Genomic DNA, 13305 nt, shown 5'->3' with positions numbered 1-13305 from the left:
CTCTTTATATTAATGTTCTTGTTATATCTTCTCTCTGATTCCTTATTCCTGAAATGATTTCTCTTTCAGAAATTTTATTCCTTGTTGGCTGCCATGAACTCCTCAACATCTTTTGGATGATAAGGTATGCGGTCTTTGCCCAGGAATCTGCAACCATCTTTGGTGATGAGTACATCGTCCTCAATTCGGATACCACCGAAATCTTTATAGGTCTCAATCTTGTCGAAGTTGAGGAATTCTGCACAGTGACCGGATGCCTTCCAATCGTCGATGAGGGCAGGGATGAAGTAAACTCCCGGCTCGTCGGTTACCACGAAACCTTCCTGCAGACGGCGACCCATACGCAGGCAGTTGGTACCGAATTGCTCCAGATTAGGGCGTACCTCTTCGTCGAAACCAACGTTAATCTGGTCGAGGTTCTCCATGTCGTGAACATCCATTCCCATCATGTGGCCCAAACCATGAGGCAGGAACATGGCGTGTGCTCCAGCCTTTACAGCCTCTTCTGTATCACCCTTTGCAAGTCCGAGCTCCTTCATGCGGTCGAAGAGCAGGCGGCAAACAGAGAAGTGTACGTCTGCCCATTTTACGCCTGGCTTGGCTACATCCAGTGCATGGTCGTGGCATTCTTCTACAATAGAGTAGATTTCCAACTGGCGCTGGCTGAACTTTCCGCTCACCGGCATGGTGCGGGTGTTGTCAGAACAGTAGTTGTTCATAGTTTCTGCACCTGCATCACAGAGTGCCAGTCTGCCTTCTTCCAGTACGTTCATAGATGGATAACCATGCTGAATTTCACCGTGCTGACTGAAGATGGTTGGGAAACTGACCATGGCTCCGTAAGAGTGGGCAATGCCGCTTACCTGACCTGCAACATATTTTTCTGTCACACCCGGACGTACGAGCTTCATCGCTGTGGTATGCATCTTGTATCCGATGACAGCAGCACGCTCCAATTCCTCGATTTCTTCCTGGGTCTTAGTTGAACGCATCTTCACAACAGCCTTAATGAGGTCCATGCTGGCCTCTTCTTTCTGCTGGTTAGGATGGATGCCCAGAAGGTCGAATACCTGCAGCTTGATGTCGTAGCGGTAAGGTGGCAGGAAATGAATCTTGCGCTTCTTCGACATGGCGTCGTTGCAGATAGTCTTGAGCGTTTTCATAGGTGCTGAGTTATGAACGCCTACCTGTGCTGCAAGATCATGAACACTGTCAACGCTTCCGTACCATACGATGTCTACGAGGTCGATGTCGTCGCCAATCAGGGTTTCAATATCGTTGTCTATATCTATCACACCTACCAGACCGTCGCGCTGCAATCCGAAATAATAGAGGAATGTCGAGTCCTGACGGAAAGGGTAATATCCGTTATTAGGGAAATTACATGGTGAATTGTTGTTTCCGAAAAGTATAATTACGCCGCTTTTCACAAGCTTCTTCAGCTCCTGTCTGCGGCTGATGTAAGTCTCTTTGCTGAACATATTTTTAGTTTTTTACATTATTTTGCTTGCAAAGTTAGCAATTATTTCCCAAAAAATACGTATCTTTGCAAGCAAAATTGAATAAAACGCGTAAATTTATAAATAATTAATATAAAAACGGCTTTTTGCTAGACAAAATGTAAGAAAATTGTCTATGCTGCGAGCAAAATATAATTATTTTCAGAATTTTAAAAGCAGAGAGTGTGTTATGAAATTGAATTTGAAAACAACAGGTTTGGTTCTTGAGGGAGGAGGCATGCGAGGGGTCTTCACTAGTGGGGTACTGGATGCCTTCATGAAGCATGATGTTCATTTCCCTTATACGGTGGCTGTATCGGCTGGGGCATGTAATGGCATGTCGTATATGAGCCGCCAACCTCGGCGTGCCCGTATCTCTAACATCGATTATCTGGCCCGATACCAGTATATCGGTATTCGCCATCTGGTGACTCAGGGGTGTATCTTCGACCGCAAATTGCTCTACGATAAGTTTCCGAACCAGCTCTTGCCTTTCGATTTTGATACCTATTTTAAGTATGCCGATGGTTTCGAGATGGTTACTACCAATTGTCTTACGGGCAAGGCTATGTATCTTTCCGAGAATCATGACAGGCAGCGTGCACTGGATGTTGTGCGTGCTTCCAGCAGTTTGCCATATGTGAGCAAGATTGTGGAAGTGGATGGCATTCCGATGTTGGATGGTGGTATTGCGGACAGTATTCCGGTACAGCACGCCATTGACATGGGGTGGCAACACAATGTGGTTGTCCTGACTCGCAACAAAGGATGGCGTGATATGGGCAAAGACCATAAGATACCTTATTTATATAAGAACTATCCTCGCCTGCGTGTGGCTCTGAGTCACCGTCATCGGGCTTATAACGAACAGATCCAGCTTGTAGATGATCTGGAGGCTGCGGGTAAGATTACCTGTATCCGTCCAATCCGTCCGTTGGAAGTTGGCAGAATAGAGAAGGATACCGATAAACTGGAACGCCTCTACGAAGAAGGTTTCATGCTGGGTGAGGCTTTCTGCGAAAAATGCGTAGAAAAAGAATAATATTAATAAGGTGTAGTTGATAAATAAGGTGTAGAGTTTTAGTATATGGCTTGAGAATGAGTAGAACGGTGATTTTTAGGAACGGATTACACCGTGCCTAAAAATCACCGTTCTGGGTATGATAGCAATCAGCAATGATTTCTTCTTATTTCAGCAGGTCAGGGCGCAGGCGCTTGGTTCTTTCCATGGCCTGGTCGAATTCCCACTGGCGAATCTTGGCTTCGTTGCCACTGAGCAGAATCTCCGGCACCTTCCATCCCTTGTAGTCGGCAGGACGGGTGTAGATAGGGGCGGCAAGAATGTCGTCCTGGAAACAGTCGGAAAGTGCACTCTGTTCGTCGCTGATAACACCCGGAACCAGTCGGATGACGGCATCTGAGATGATGGCTGCAGCAAGTTCGCCACCCGTCAGCACATAATCACCTACACTGATTTCTCGGGTAATGAGATGGTCGCGCACACGCTGGTCAATACCCTTGTAGTGACCGCAGAGGATGATGAGGTTACCCTGCATCGACATTTCGTTGGCTATCTTTTGGTTGAAGGTTTCACCATCTGGCGAAACATAAATCACGTCATCATACTCGCGCTCTGCCTTCAGCGCAGCAATGCAGCGGTCTATTGGTTCACATTGCATCACCATGCCGGCACTTCCGCCGTATGGATAGTCGTCCACACGCTTCCATTTATCTAATGTGTAGTCACGCAGATTGTGCAGATGAATCTCCGCTAGACCCTTCTTCTGCGCACGTGCCAGAATGGACTCATTGAAGAATCCCTCCAGCATCTCTGGTAATACTGTAATAATGTCTATTCTCATAACATCTGCAAAAATAATAAATAATGCGGAGAGTACCAAAAATTTTTGCTTTTTCTTTCATTTTAACTCCTCTTTTCTTCACTTTCCTTTCTTTTTTCTCTGTTTTCCTGCCTTTCCGTAGCCATTCTTGTCTTTTCATATCATAATCCTGTTTTTCCGGAAAAAGAGAGTGATTAACGTATAAATATGCAACAAAATTATCAAAAAAATAGAAAAATCATATCAAAATGATAAATTTTCGATAAAACATGCTACTATTTGTAGAAAAAGTTGTATTTTTGCAAACAGAATTGCTCGAAAGAGTGTATAATTAATTAAAATTGTGAACAAGATGATATTGGACATTGAAATGCTGAGAAGCTTTTACGCTTCGTATTCGGAAAGTGTAGCCCAGGCTAAGGCTACGGTGAAACGACCTCTTACTTATGCCGAGAAGGTGCTCTTTGCACATCTTTTCGACCCAACACAGTTGCGACCATATAAAAGAGGTGTAGAATATGTTGACTTCCGTCCTAATCGCGTGGCGATGCAGGATGCGACTGCGCAAATGGCACTCTTGCAGTTCATGAATGCGGGTAAGGACAAGGTGGCCGTACCTGCTTCCGTACATTGTGATCACTTGATTCGTGCCGATGTGGGCGCAACACAAGATCTTCCTGAGGCTTGCAAGACTAATAAAGAGGTATATGACTTCCTGAAGTCTGTTTCTCAGAAATACCATATCGGTTTCTGGGGACCAGGTGCCGGAATCATCCATCAGGTAGTGCTCGAAAACTATGCATTCCCTGGAGGTATGATGGTGGGTACCGATTCTCATACTCCTAATGCCGGCGGTCTCGGCATGGTGGCAGTAGGTGTAGGTGGTGCTGATGCCGTAGATGTGTTGACCGGTCAGCCTTGGGAACTCAAGATGCCACGTCTCATTGGTGTGCATCTCACAGGTAAACTCTCTGGCTGGGCCACTCCTAAGGATGTGATTCTCGAAATCCTCGGCATCCTTACCGTAAAGGGCGGAACCAATGCCATCCTCGAATACTTCGGCGAGGGATTGGACAGCATCTCTACTACCGGCAAGGCTACCATCTGTAACATGGGAGCCGAATTGGGTGCCACATGCTCTATCTTCCCATTCGACCAGAATGCCAGCGAGTATCTCCGCAAGACAGGCCGTGAAGAAATTGCATCTCTCGCACAGATGAATGCAGCCGAACTCCGTGCTGATGATGAGGTGTTGGCAGATCCGTCTGCTTTCTACGACCAGATTGTTGAAATCGACCTTTCTAAGGTTGAACCTCATCTTAACGGTCCGTTCACTCCAGATGCAGCCACACCAATCTCTCACATGAAGGCAAAAGGTCCTGCCAACGATTATCCGATGGTAGTAGAAGTAGGATTGGTAGGTAGCTGTACCAACTCTTCTTATCAGGACTTGGCCCGTGCTGCCAGCATTGCCCGTCAGGCTTATGAGAAAGGTATTGAGGTGAAGGGACAGCTTATCATCAACCCGGGTTCAGAGCAGATTCGCTATACTGCCGAGCGTGATGGTATCCTCGATGATTTCAAGAAGATTGGAGCCCTCATCATGACCAATGCCTGCGGTCCTTGCATCGGACAGTGGAAGCGTCATACAGACGATAATACGCGCAAGAATGCCATCGTCACTTCTTTCAACCGAAACTTCCGCCGCCGTGCTGATGGTAACCCTAATACGTTTGCCTTCATCGGCAGTCCAGAGCTCACCGTGGCTCTCACCATTGCGGGCCGTCTCGACTTCAATCCGGCTACAGATACCTTGCTGGATAAGGAGGGCAACAGCGTGATGCTCGATGCGCCTACAGGTTTCACCTTCCCACCTAAGGGTTTTGCCGTAGAGGATAAGGGATTCATTGCCCCAAGCGAAGAAAATGCCAATGTAGAGGTAGTCATTGCGCCTGACAGCAACCGACTCCAGAAACTTGCTCCGTTTGCTCCATGGGATGGAAAAGACCTGACAGATATGCCGCTTCTTATCAAAACCGAGGGCAAATGTACCACCGACCACATCTCTATGGCGGGTCCTTGGCTGAAGTTCCGTGGACATTTGCAGAACATATCCGACAACCTTTTAATGGGTGCCGTTAATGCCTTTAACGGTGAGAGCAATAAGGTGAAGAACCAGTTGGATGGTGCTTATGTCGAGGTTTCTACCGCTGCCAAGGCTTACAAGGCAAAAGGCATCAGCAGCATCGTGGTGGCAGAGGATAACTATGGTGAAGGTTCTTCCCGTGAGCATGCAGCTATGGAGCCTCGTTTCCTCAACGTGAAGGTGATTCTCGCCAAGAGTTTCGCCCGCATCCACGAAACCAACCTGAAGAAGCAGGGTATGCTTGCCCTCACATTCTGCAACAAGGATGATTATAATAAGGTGCAGGAGGACGACCGCATCTCTTTGACAGGTTTGAAGGAGTTTGCTCCAGGTTCTAAACTCACCGTCACCCTGAAGCACAAGGATGGTTCTGAGGATAGTTTCGAGGTTGAGCATACTTATAATGATACACAGATTGCATGGTTTAAGGCTGGTTCTGCATTGAACTTTGCTGCAAAGAAATAATAGTTGTAGCCATGCAGCTAAAAAAGTAACAGTTATGAATAAAGAATATTTAATATATAAATTAAGCGATGAGGTAAAAAACTCATGCAAGATTGATAAGGATGCATTCAAGAAGTTCAATGTGAAGCGTGGACTTCGTAATGAGGATGGCTCTGGTGTGTTGGTCGGACTGACCAATATCGGTAATGTAGTGGGTTATGAGCGCGATGCAGAAGGTAAGTTGACCCCTACAGAAGGTAAACTTTATTATCGTGGTTATGAACTTGATGACCTGGTAACTCCTCTCTTGAAGGAGAAGCGCTTCGGATTCGAGGAAGTAGCCTTCCTGCTGCTCTCGGGCCAGTTGCCTGATAAGGAGGAATTGGATGCTTTCAGAGAACTCCTGAACGATAATATGCCGCTTGATCATCGTACGATTACCCATATCATCGAGCTGGAAGGCAGCAATATCATGAACATCCTGGCCCGTTGTGTGCTCGAAATGTACACCTTCGATCCGAATCCGGATGACATCAGCCGTGACAATCTGATGCGCCAGAGCATTGAGTTGATTGCCAAGTTCCCAACCATCATTGCTTATGCATACAATATCTACCGTCACTCTGTTCAGGGTAGAAGTCTACATATTCGTCATCCTCGTGAGAATCTCTCTATTGCAGAAAACTTTCTTTATATGATGAAGCATGAAAACTATTCCGAACTGGATGCCCGTATGCTCGACCTTCTCCTGATTATCCAGGCAGAACATGGTGGTGGTAACAACTCAACCTTTACAGTACGTGTAACATCTTCTACCCGTACAGATACTTACAGTTCTATTGCTGCTGGTATCGGTAGTTTAAAGGGTCCTTTGCATGGTGGTGCCAATATCAAGGTTATCAATATGTTCCACCACTTGAAAGAAGCTATCAAGGATTGGGGTAATGTAACTGAACTTGATACTTACCTTAAGCGAATGCTCAACAAGGAGGCTTATGACAAGACAGGTCTCATTTATGGTATCGGTCATGCGGTCTATACTTTGAGTGACCCACGTGCCGTTGAACTGAAGCGCCTGGCAGGTGAACTTGCCAAGGAAAAGGGTAGAGAAGACGAGTATAATTTCCTGAAGCTGATAGAGCAGGAAGGTATCAAATGTCTGCAGGAACACCGTGGAGGCAGCAAGCCAGCGTGTGCAAATCTTGATTTCTACAGTGGCTTTATCTATGAAATGATTGGTTTGCCACAGGAAATCTATACACCTATTTTCGCCATGGCACGTATCGTGGGTTGGACAGCCCATCGTATTGAAGAACTCAATTTCGAAGGCCGTCGTATTATCCGTCCTGCATATAAGAATATTCTTGGCGAACTGGAGTATAAGCCACTTAATGAGAGATAAAATTCCTCTTTGTTATTATACAAGAAAGGCAATGCCCGTCGTTGGGTGTTGCCTTTTCCTGTCTATATACAAGCAGGCTATTGTCAAGTGATGCAGTGAAGTTTTTGTTTTGACCATTAGAATTAATATACGTTAAATATTCAAAGTAGTATGTTGTAATTTTGGAGAAATGAATAATTATTCTTATCTTTGTAGCCGAAAAGTATAAAGAAAAGTATAAGTATTGAAGTTTTAACCGTCTAGTTTTAAGACAAAACAGTAAATGGATTGCATGGAAAAAGAATTTGAAGATTACTGGAATAAGCACCAGAAAAGATTAATCTTGAATGCTCCAAAAGCACTACGCGATGAATATTTCGAATCAACCAAGCTTGACAGCCCGATAGATTGGGTCTGTTTTATCCTGCCTGTGGCTTTGGGCATTGGCCTCCAGCCAATTTTGGATATTCAGAGTGAGATTCTCTCTTGGGCAGTAGTATTGCTTATTGTGGTAGTTTGTTTTGCTGTGATGCAGCTGGTTAAGCCTATGTTGCAGAAAAAGAAATCTACCATACAAGTGGTCAAGAGCATTAAAGCTTTTTATTATGAAGTATACAAGAAAAATGGTTTAAAGAAATTAGAGCCTTGGAATTAGATTCCAAGGCTTTTTTGTTTATTGAAACCATTATATAATCATGAAATCACTCATCACATCATCCGATATGTAAAGACCTTCCCGAGTGAGGGAGAGCTTGCCGTTCTTTATTTTCATCAGCCCCCGGCTGATATGCGACTGGGCTTCCTGGAGCAGTCTGTCTGCCAGTTCTTTTCCGAATTCCTGCTCCATCTTCATGAGGTTTATTCCGTCGCTTGTTCGCAAGGCGGTTGTTATCAGATCGTTGTATCGGGTGGAAATATCTAGCTGTTCACTCTCAGAAGGCAGAATGCCATCGCCGATGCTTCGAATATAAGTCTGGATATTTTCGATATTCCAGCTGCGCTGCTTCCTATTGTAGGAGTGGGCGGCTGCTCCTATTCCGATATATGGTACCTCGTGCCAGTAACTGCTGTTGTGACGTGAACGGAAGCCCGGACGGGCAAAATTGCTGATTTCATAATGTTCGTAGCCTGCTCCAGTAAGCTGGTCTATCAGAGTTTCATACATCTTGCGACTGTTTTCTTCATCTATTTCGCTAATCTTTCCCTGTTTCAGCATATGGTAGAGGGGCGTTCCCTCTTCGTACATCAGACTGTAGGCAGATATGTGTTCCACATCCAGCTGTATGGCGTGCCTGATATCGCTCATCCATTGGGAAAGAGATTCTTCAGGGAATCCGAACATCAGGTCGATACTGATATTGCGGATGCCGATGTTACGGAGTCGGGTGACGGCTTCTTCTACCTCTCCGGCATTATGACGGCGATGCAGAAAGCGTAAACGCTCGTTATAGAAGGTCTGTGCCCCCATGCTGATGCGGTTGATGGGGAGTTTCTTCAGCGTTTCACAGAAATCGCCGGTTACATCGTCTGGATTGCATTCCATCGTGATCTCCATATTCTCTGCCAGCGTATAGTTTTTTCTGATAGCAGAGAAAATCTGGTTGAGTTGGGAGCCGTTGAGCTGACTCGGGGTTCCACCGCCCAGATAGATGGTTTCGATAGTTTCATTGCTTCCGAGAGCGGCTTTTGCCGGGCGCATCTGCATCTCCCGGCAGAGAGCATCAGTGTAATCATCCCTTAACTTGAGGGAGGTGGTACTGTAAAAACCGCAGTAGATGCACCGGCTTTCACAAAAGGGGATATGTATGTATAGTCCTGCCATATTTCTGAACTTCTTTTTCTATATATAATAAGGTGTAAAGACAAAAACATGTCTAAACAAAGTGCAAAAGTACTAATATGTTTTAAAAAACAGAAGTTTTTTGCCCAAAACTTTTGGCAATGTGCGATTTTTTTTGTACTTTAGTAGCATGAAACAGAAAAACCGGTAGTTTGACTGTGGATTGCAACTAGCAAATTTAAGTATAACCCTTAAAAATCTATAAGCGTCATGAGAGTTTATCAGACAAATGAGATTAAAAACATTGCGCTGTTGGGCAGTGCGGGTAGCGGCAAGACTACACTTGCCGAGAGTATGTTATTTGAAGCAGGCGTTATCAAGCGTAAAGGCTCTGTAGAAGCGAAAAATACGGTGAGCGACTACTTCCCAGTTGAGTTGGAATACGGCTACTCTGTGTTCCCTACAGTTTTTCATGTAGAGTGGAACAACAAGAAGCTTAACATTATAGATTGCCCAGGTAGCGATGATTTTGTGGGAGGCGCCATTACTTCACTCAATGTTACCGATCAGGCAGTTATCCTTATTAATGGTCAGTATGGTCCAGAAGTAGGTACACAGAACAACTTCCGTTATACAGAGAAGTTGGGTAAACCTGTCATCTTCCTGGTAAACCAGCTCGACTCAGACAAGTGCGACTTTGATAATATCATAGCCACCATGAAGGACATTTACGGCTCTAAGTGTGTGCAGATACAATATCCTATCGAGACCGGTTCAGGCTTCAATGCTCTCATTGACGTCTTATTGATGAAAAAATATTCCTGGAAGCCTGAGGGCGGTGCTCCTATTATTGAAGATATTCCAGAAGAGGAAATGGAGAAAGCCATGGAACTTCATACGGCTCTTGTTGAGGCTGCAGCCGAGAACGATGAGGGACTGATGGAGAAGTTCTTCGAGAGCGAGAGTCTGACAGAAGATGAACTTCGCGAGGGCATCCGCAAGGGATTGGTTACCCGTAGCATCTTCCCTGTATTCTGCGTTTGTGCAGGTAAGTCGATGGGCGTTCACCGCCTGATGGAGTTCCTGGGCAATGTGGTTCCTTTCGTAAGCGAGATGCCGAAACTGCATAATACACGTGGTGAGGAAATTACGCCAGACAGCAATGGTCCTGAGAGTGTTTACTTCTTCAAGACTGGTATGGAACCTCATATCGGTGAGGTTAGCTACTTCAAGGTGATGAGCGGCTCTATCAAGAATGGTGACGATCTGACTAATGCAGATCGTGGCTCCAAGGAGCGTATCGGACAGATTTATGCCTGTGCGGGTGCCAACCGTGTGCCTGTAGAGCAGTTGAATGCTGGTGATATTGGCTGTACCGTGAAGATGAAGGACGTGAAGACCGGCAATACCCTTAATGGTAAGGGGGCTGAGTGGCGTTTCGACTTCATTAAATATCCTAATCCTAAGTATTCACGTGCTATCAAGGCTGCCAATGTTCAGGATACTGAGAAGCTGATGGCTGCACTCCTGAAGATGCGACAGGAAGACCCTACATGGATTGTAGACCAGAGCAAGGAATTGCGTCAGGTAATCGTAAGAGGTCAGGGTGAGTTCCATCTCCGCACGCTGAAGTGGCGTCTGGAAAACAACGAGAAACTCAATGTGACTTTCGAAGAGCCACGTATTCCATATCGTGAGACTATTACCAAGAAGGCTCGTGCCGACTACCGTCATAAGAAACAGAGTGGTGGCTCTGGTCAGTTTGGTGAGGTTCATCTCATTGTTGAACCATACGCAGAAGGTATGCCTGATCCTACATCATTCACCTTCAACGGCCAGGAATTCAAGATGAATATCAAGAGCCGTGAAGAGGTTAGTTTGCCATGGGGTGGTAAACTGGTATTCCTCAACTCTGTGGTTGGTGGTGCCATTGATGCCCGCTTCATGCCAGCTATTCTGAAGGGTATTATGGACTGTATGGAACATGGTCCGTTGACGGGCAGTTATGCACGTGATGTACGTGTCATCGTTTATGATGGTAAGATGCACCCAGTAGATAGTAATGAACTTTCGTTCATGCTTGCTGCCCGCCATGCGTTCAGCGATGCCTTCAAACAGGCTGGTCCGAAGATTCTGGAGCCTATCTATGATCTTGAGGTTTATGTGCCTGCTGATTTCATGGGTGATGTGATGAGTGATCTCCAGGGACGTCGTGCTCTCATTATGGGTATGGACAGCGAGGCCGGTTACCAGAAGCTGAGTGCCAAGATTCCTCTGAAGGAACTTGCCAGCTATTCCATCTCTCTGAGTTCATTGACAGGTGGACGTGCTTCATTCACTACCAAGTTTGCCAGCTACGAGTTAGTTCCTTCCGACATTCAGAGTAAGCTGATTGCGGATCATGAGGCTGAATTGGAGAAGGATGCTGAATAGCAATTGTTAGGTTAGAGAAAAATCTCTCTTATATAAATTAAAATTTTATGTTGATATGACCAATATGGGGAAGTGTGCATGTGATATGTATACTTCCTCTCTTTTTTTTATGAAAAACGGAAGTTTAGTTTTATATACGAAACTAAAAATACAGAAAAATGTTAAAAATCAGAAAGGATGAATAATTAATTAACGATTTTAAGTTAACTGATTAAGAAATTTCTTATCTTTGCCCCCATGAAGAAGAAAACGATTTGGACCATAGCCATTATCATGGGCTTTTCGTTCCTTGCGCTGCTGTACTTGCAGCTCAGTTACATCCAGGAGATGGTAAACATGAAGAAGGAACAGTTTGACGAGTCGGTCAACAGAGCCCTGTATCAAGCTTCAAGAAATTTGGAGCTTAATGAAACTCTGCGCTATCTCGAAAAGAATGTCAACGAGACAGAACGTAAGGCCAATAAAGATAAGAACAAGGGAACGGCAGTTTATTCAACTTTCGAGCTGAAAACAAATGCCACACATCCTGGCAATATGCCGAAGGCGATGATACTGCGTAGCGATAAGAATTCGCTGACAGAAACACAGAAGTCGCTTCAGGAAATCGTGAAGAACCGCTATGTCTATCAGAAAGCGTTGCTGGATGAGGTGGTATATTCTATCCTTTATTCGGCATCAGACAAGCCGCTGAAGGAGAGAATCAACTTCAAGCAGCTCGATCAGGACCTCAAGGCTGAGATGATGAATAATGGTATCAACATACCTTATCATTTCACCGTGACTACCCAGGATGGACGAGAGGTTTACCGCTGTCCTGACTATACGGACGAGGGTGAGGAATACAGCTACTCACAGGTGCTCTTCCGCAACGACCCACAGTCGAAGATGGGCGTAGTAAGGGTGCATTTCCCGGATATGAACAGCTATATCTTCTCCAGTGTGCGCTTCATGATTCCTAGTGTCATCTTCACGCTGGTACTGCTGATTACCTTCATCTTTACCATTGTGGTTATCTTCAGACAAAAGAGATATACTGAGATAAAGAACGACTTCATCAATAATATGACCCACGAACTGAAGACGCCGATTGCCAGTATCAGTCTGGCAGCGCAGATGCTCAATGATACCTCGGTAGCAAAGAGCGAACAGATGCAGAAACATCTGGGTAACGTGATCAACGATGAATCGAAGCGCCTGCGCTTCCTGGTTGAAAAGGTATTGCAGATGAGTATGTTCGACCGCAAGAAGGCGGTGTTCAAGAAGAAAGAACTCGATCTGAACGAGATGGTTGAGAATATTGCCAATTCCTTCTCGCTCCGCGTTGAGCATACTGGCGGAAAGGTCTATACCGATATTGAGGCTATCGATTCGGGACTCTATGTTGATGAGGTACATTTCCAGAATGTCATCTTCAATCTGATGGACAATGCCGTGAAATACCGCAAGCCAGACGAGCCGCTTAACATTACGATGAAGACCTGGAATGATGAAGAGCATCTGTATCTCTCAATCACGGATACCGGTCTGGGTATGAAGAAGGAGAATCTGAAGAAGATATTCGACAAGTTCTACCGCGTACATACGGGCAATGTCCATGATGTGAAGGGATTCGGACTGGGACTGGCTTATGTCAAGAAGATAGTAGATCTTCATGATGGTGAAATCAAGGTAGATAGCGAATTGGGAAAGGGCACAACCTTTACCATCAAGTTGCCGGTGATTCACAGTTAAAACTTGAAGAAACAGAATAAAGAATTAAAAGAATATTAATAATTTTAAAG

General features: G+C 45.2%; 9 protein-coding genes. 6 read left to right on the top strand and 3 right to left on the bottom strand.

Annotation, left to right across the window (positions count from 1 at the left end; all coding sequences use genetic code 11):
- Nucleotides 1-74: 74 nt before the first annotated feature.
- Nucleotides 75-1481, bottom strand: a complete 1407-nt coding sequence (locus KUA46_RS07795) for an aminopeptidase P family protein (protein WP_118065211.1) — start codon at nucleotides 1479-1481, stop codon at nucleotides 75-77.
- Nucleotides 1482-1689: 208 nt separating this feature from the next.
- Here KUA46_RS07795 and KUA46_RS07790 point away from each other — a divergent pair, with 208 nt between their 5' ends.
- Nucleotides 1690-2541: a patatin-like phospholipase family protein gene (locus KUA46_RS07790; RefSeq protein WP_117727884.1), complete on the top strand. Its 852-nt coding sequence runs from the start codon at nucleotides 1690-1692 to the stop codon at nucleotides 2539-2541.
- Nucleotides 2542-2686: 145 nt separating this feature from the next.
- Here KUA46_RS07790 and trmD read toward each other — a convergent pair whose 3' ends face one another.
- Nucleotides 2687-3361 (bottom strand): tRNA (guanosine(37)-N1)-methyltransferase TrmD, encoded by a 675-nt coding sequence (gene trmD, locus KUA46_RS07785; protein ID WP_006847387.1) that lies wholly within the window; start codon nucleotides 3359-3361, stop codon nucleotides 2687-2689.
- A 331-nt stretch (nucleotides 3362-3692) separates the two neighbouring features.
- On the opposite strand from trmD, the gene KUA46_RS07780 reads away from it, so the two are divergent.
- The 3 genes from KUA46_RS07780 to KUA46_RS07770 all read left to right on the top strand — a co-directional run bounded on the left by KUA46_RS07780 (nucleotide 3693) and on the right by KUA46_RS07770 (nucleotide 7966).
- A complete protein-coding gene (locus KUA46_RS07780; protein ID WP_119237764.1) occupies nucleotides 3693-5951 on the top strand; it encodes an aconitate hydratase in 2259 nt (752 codons plus the stop codon).
- Nucleotides 5952-5985: 34 nt separating this feature from the next.
- Entirely contained in the window at nucleotides 5986-7332 is a 1347-nt protein-coding gene (locus KUA46_RS07775) for a citrate/2-methylcitrate synthase (RefSeq protein WP_117727882.1), read from the top strand.
- 271 nt (nucleotides 7333-7603) lie between these two features.
- Nucleotides 7604-7966, top strand: a complete 363-nt coding sequence (locus tag KUA46_RS07770; protein WP_147330125.1) for a hypothetical protein — start codon at nucleotides 7604-7606, stop codon at nucleotides 7964-7966.
- Between the two features lie 30 nt (nucleotides 7967-7996).
- Here KUA46_RS07770 and hemW read toward each other — a convergent pair whose 3' ends face one another.
- A complete protein-coding gene (gene hemW, locus KUA46_RS07765) occupies nucleotides 7997-9133 on the bottom strand; it encodes a radical SAM family heme chaperone HemW (RefSeq protein WP_218487385.1) in 1137 nt (378 codons plus the stop codon).
- Nucleotides 9134-9361: 228 nt separating this feature from the next.
- On the opposite strand from hemW, the gene KUA46_RS07760 reads away from it, so the two are divergent.
- Both KUA46_RS07760 and KUA46_RS07755 read left to right on the top strand, forming a co-directional pair.
- Nucleotides 9362-11524, top strand: coding sequence for an elongation factor G (locus tag KUA46_RS07760; protein ID WP_118254846.1), 2163 nt, complete (start codon nucleotides 9362-9364; stop codon nucleotides 11522-11524).
- Between the two features lie 237 nt (nucleotides 11525-11761).
- Complete coding sequence (locus KUA46_RS07755; RefSeq protein ID WP_006847395.1) at nucleotides 11762-13255, top strand: sensor histidine kinase; 1494 nt, start codon at nucleotides 11762-11764, stop codon at nucleotides 13253-13255.
- Nucleotides 13256-13305 lie beyond the last annotated feature (50 nt).

Origin of the sequence: Segatella copri (genome assembly GCF_019249765.2) — a bacterium.
Lineage (GTDB): Bacteria > Bacteroidota > Bacteroidia > Bacteroidales > Bacteroidaceae > Prevotella > Prevotella copri_K.
Note: the sequence above shows the minus strand (reverse complement) of the source record. Positions and strands in the feature narration are given on the sequence as shown.

What these genes read in the sequence shown, in the direction of transcription:
- KUA46_RS07790 (WP_117727884.1), top strand. Translation starts at nt 1,690, where the DNA reads ATGAAATTGAATTTGAAAACAACAGGTTTGGTTCTTGAGGGAGGAGGC.
- KUA46_RS07780 (WP_119237764.1), top strand. Translation starts at nt 3,693, where the DNA reads ATGATATTGGACATTGAAATGCTGAGAAGCTTTTACGCTTCGTATTCG.
- hemW (WP_218487385.1), bottom strand. Translation starts at nt 9,133, where the DNA reads ATGGCAGGACTATACATACATATCCCCTTTTGTGAAAGCCGGTGCATC.
- KUA46_RS07755 (WP_006847395.1), top strand. Translation starts at nt 11,762, where the DNA reads ATGAAGAAGAAAACGATTTGGACCATAGCCATTATCATGGGCTTTTCG.
- KUA46_RS07795 (WP_118065211.1), bottom strand. Translation starts at nt 1,481, where the DNA reads ATGTTCAGCAAAGAGACTTACATCAGCCGCAGACAGGAGCTGAAGAAG.
- trmD (WP_006847387.1), bottom strand. Translation starts at nt 3,361, where the DNA reads ATGAGAATAGACATTATTACAGTATTACCAGAGATGCTGGAGGGATTC.
- KUA46_RS07760 (WP_118254846.1), top strand. Translation starts at nt 9,362, where the DNA reads ATGAGAGTTTATCAGACAAATGAGATTAAAAACATTGCGCTGTTGGGC.
- KUA46_RS07775 (WP_117727882.1), top strand. Translation starts at nt 5,986, where the DNA reads ATGAATAAAGAATATTTAATATATAAATTAAGCGATGAGGTAAAAAAC.
- KUA46_RS07770 (WP_147330125.1), top strand. Translation starts at nt 7,604, where the DNA reads ATGGAAAAAGAATTTGAAGATTACTGGAATAAGCACCAGAAAAGATTA.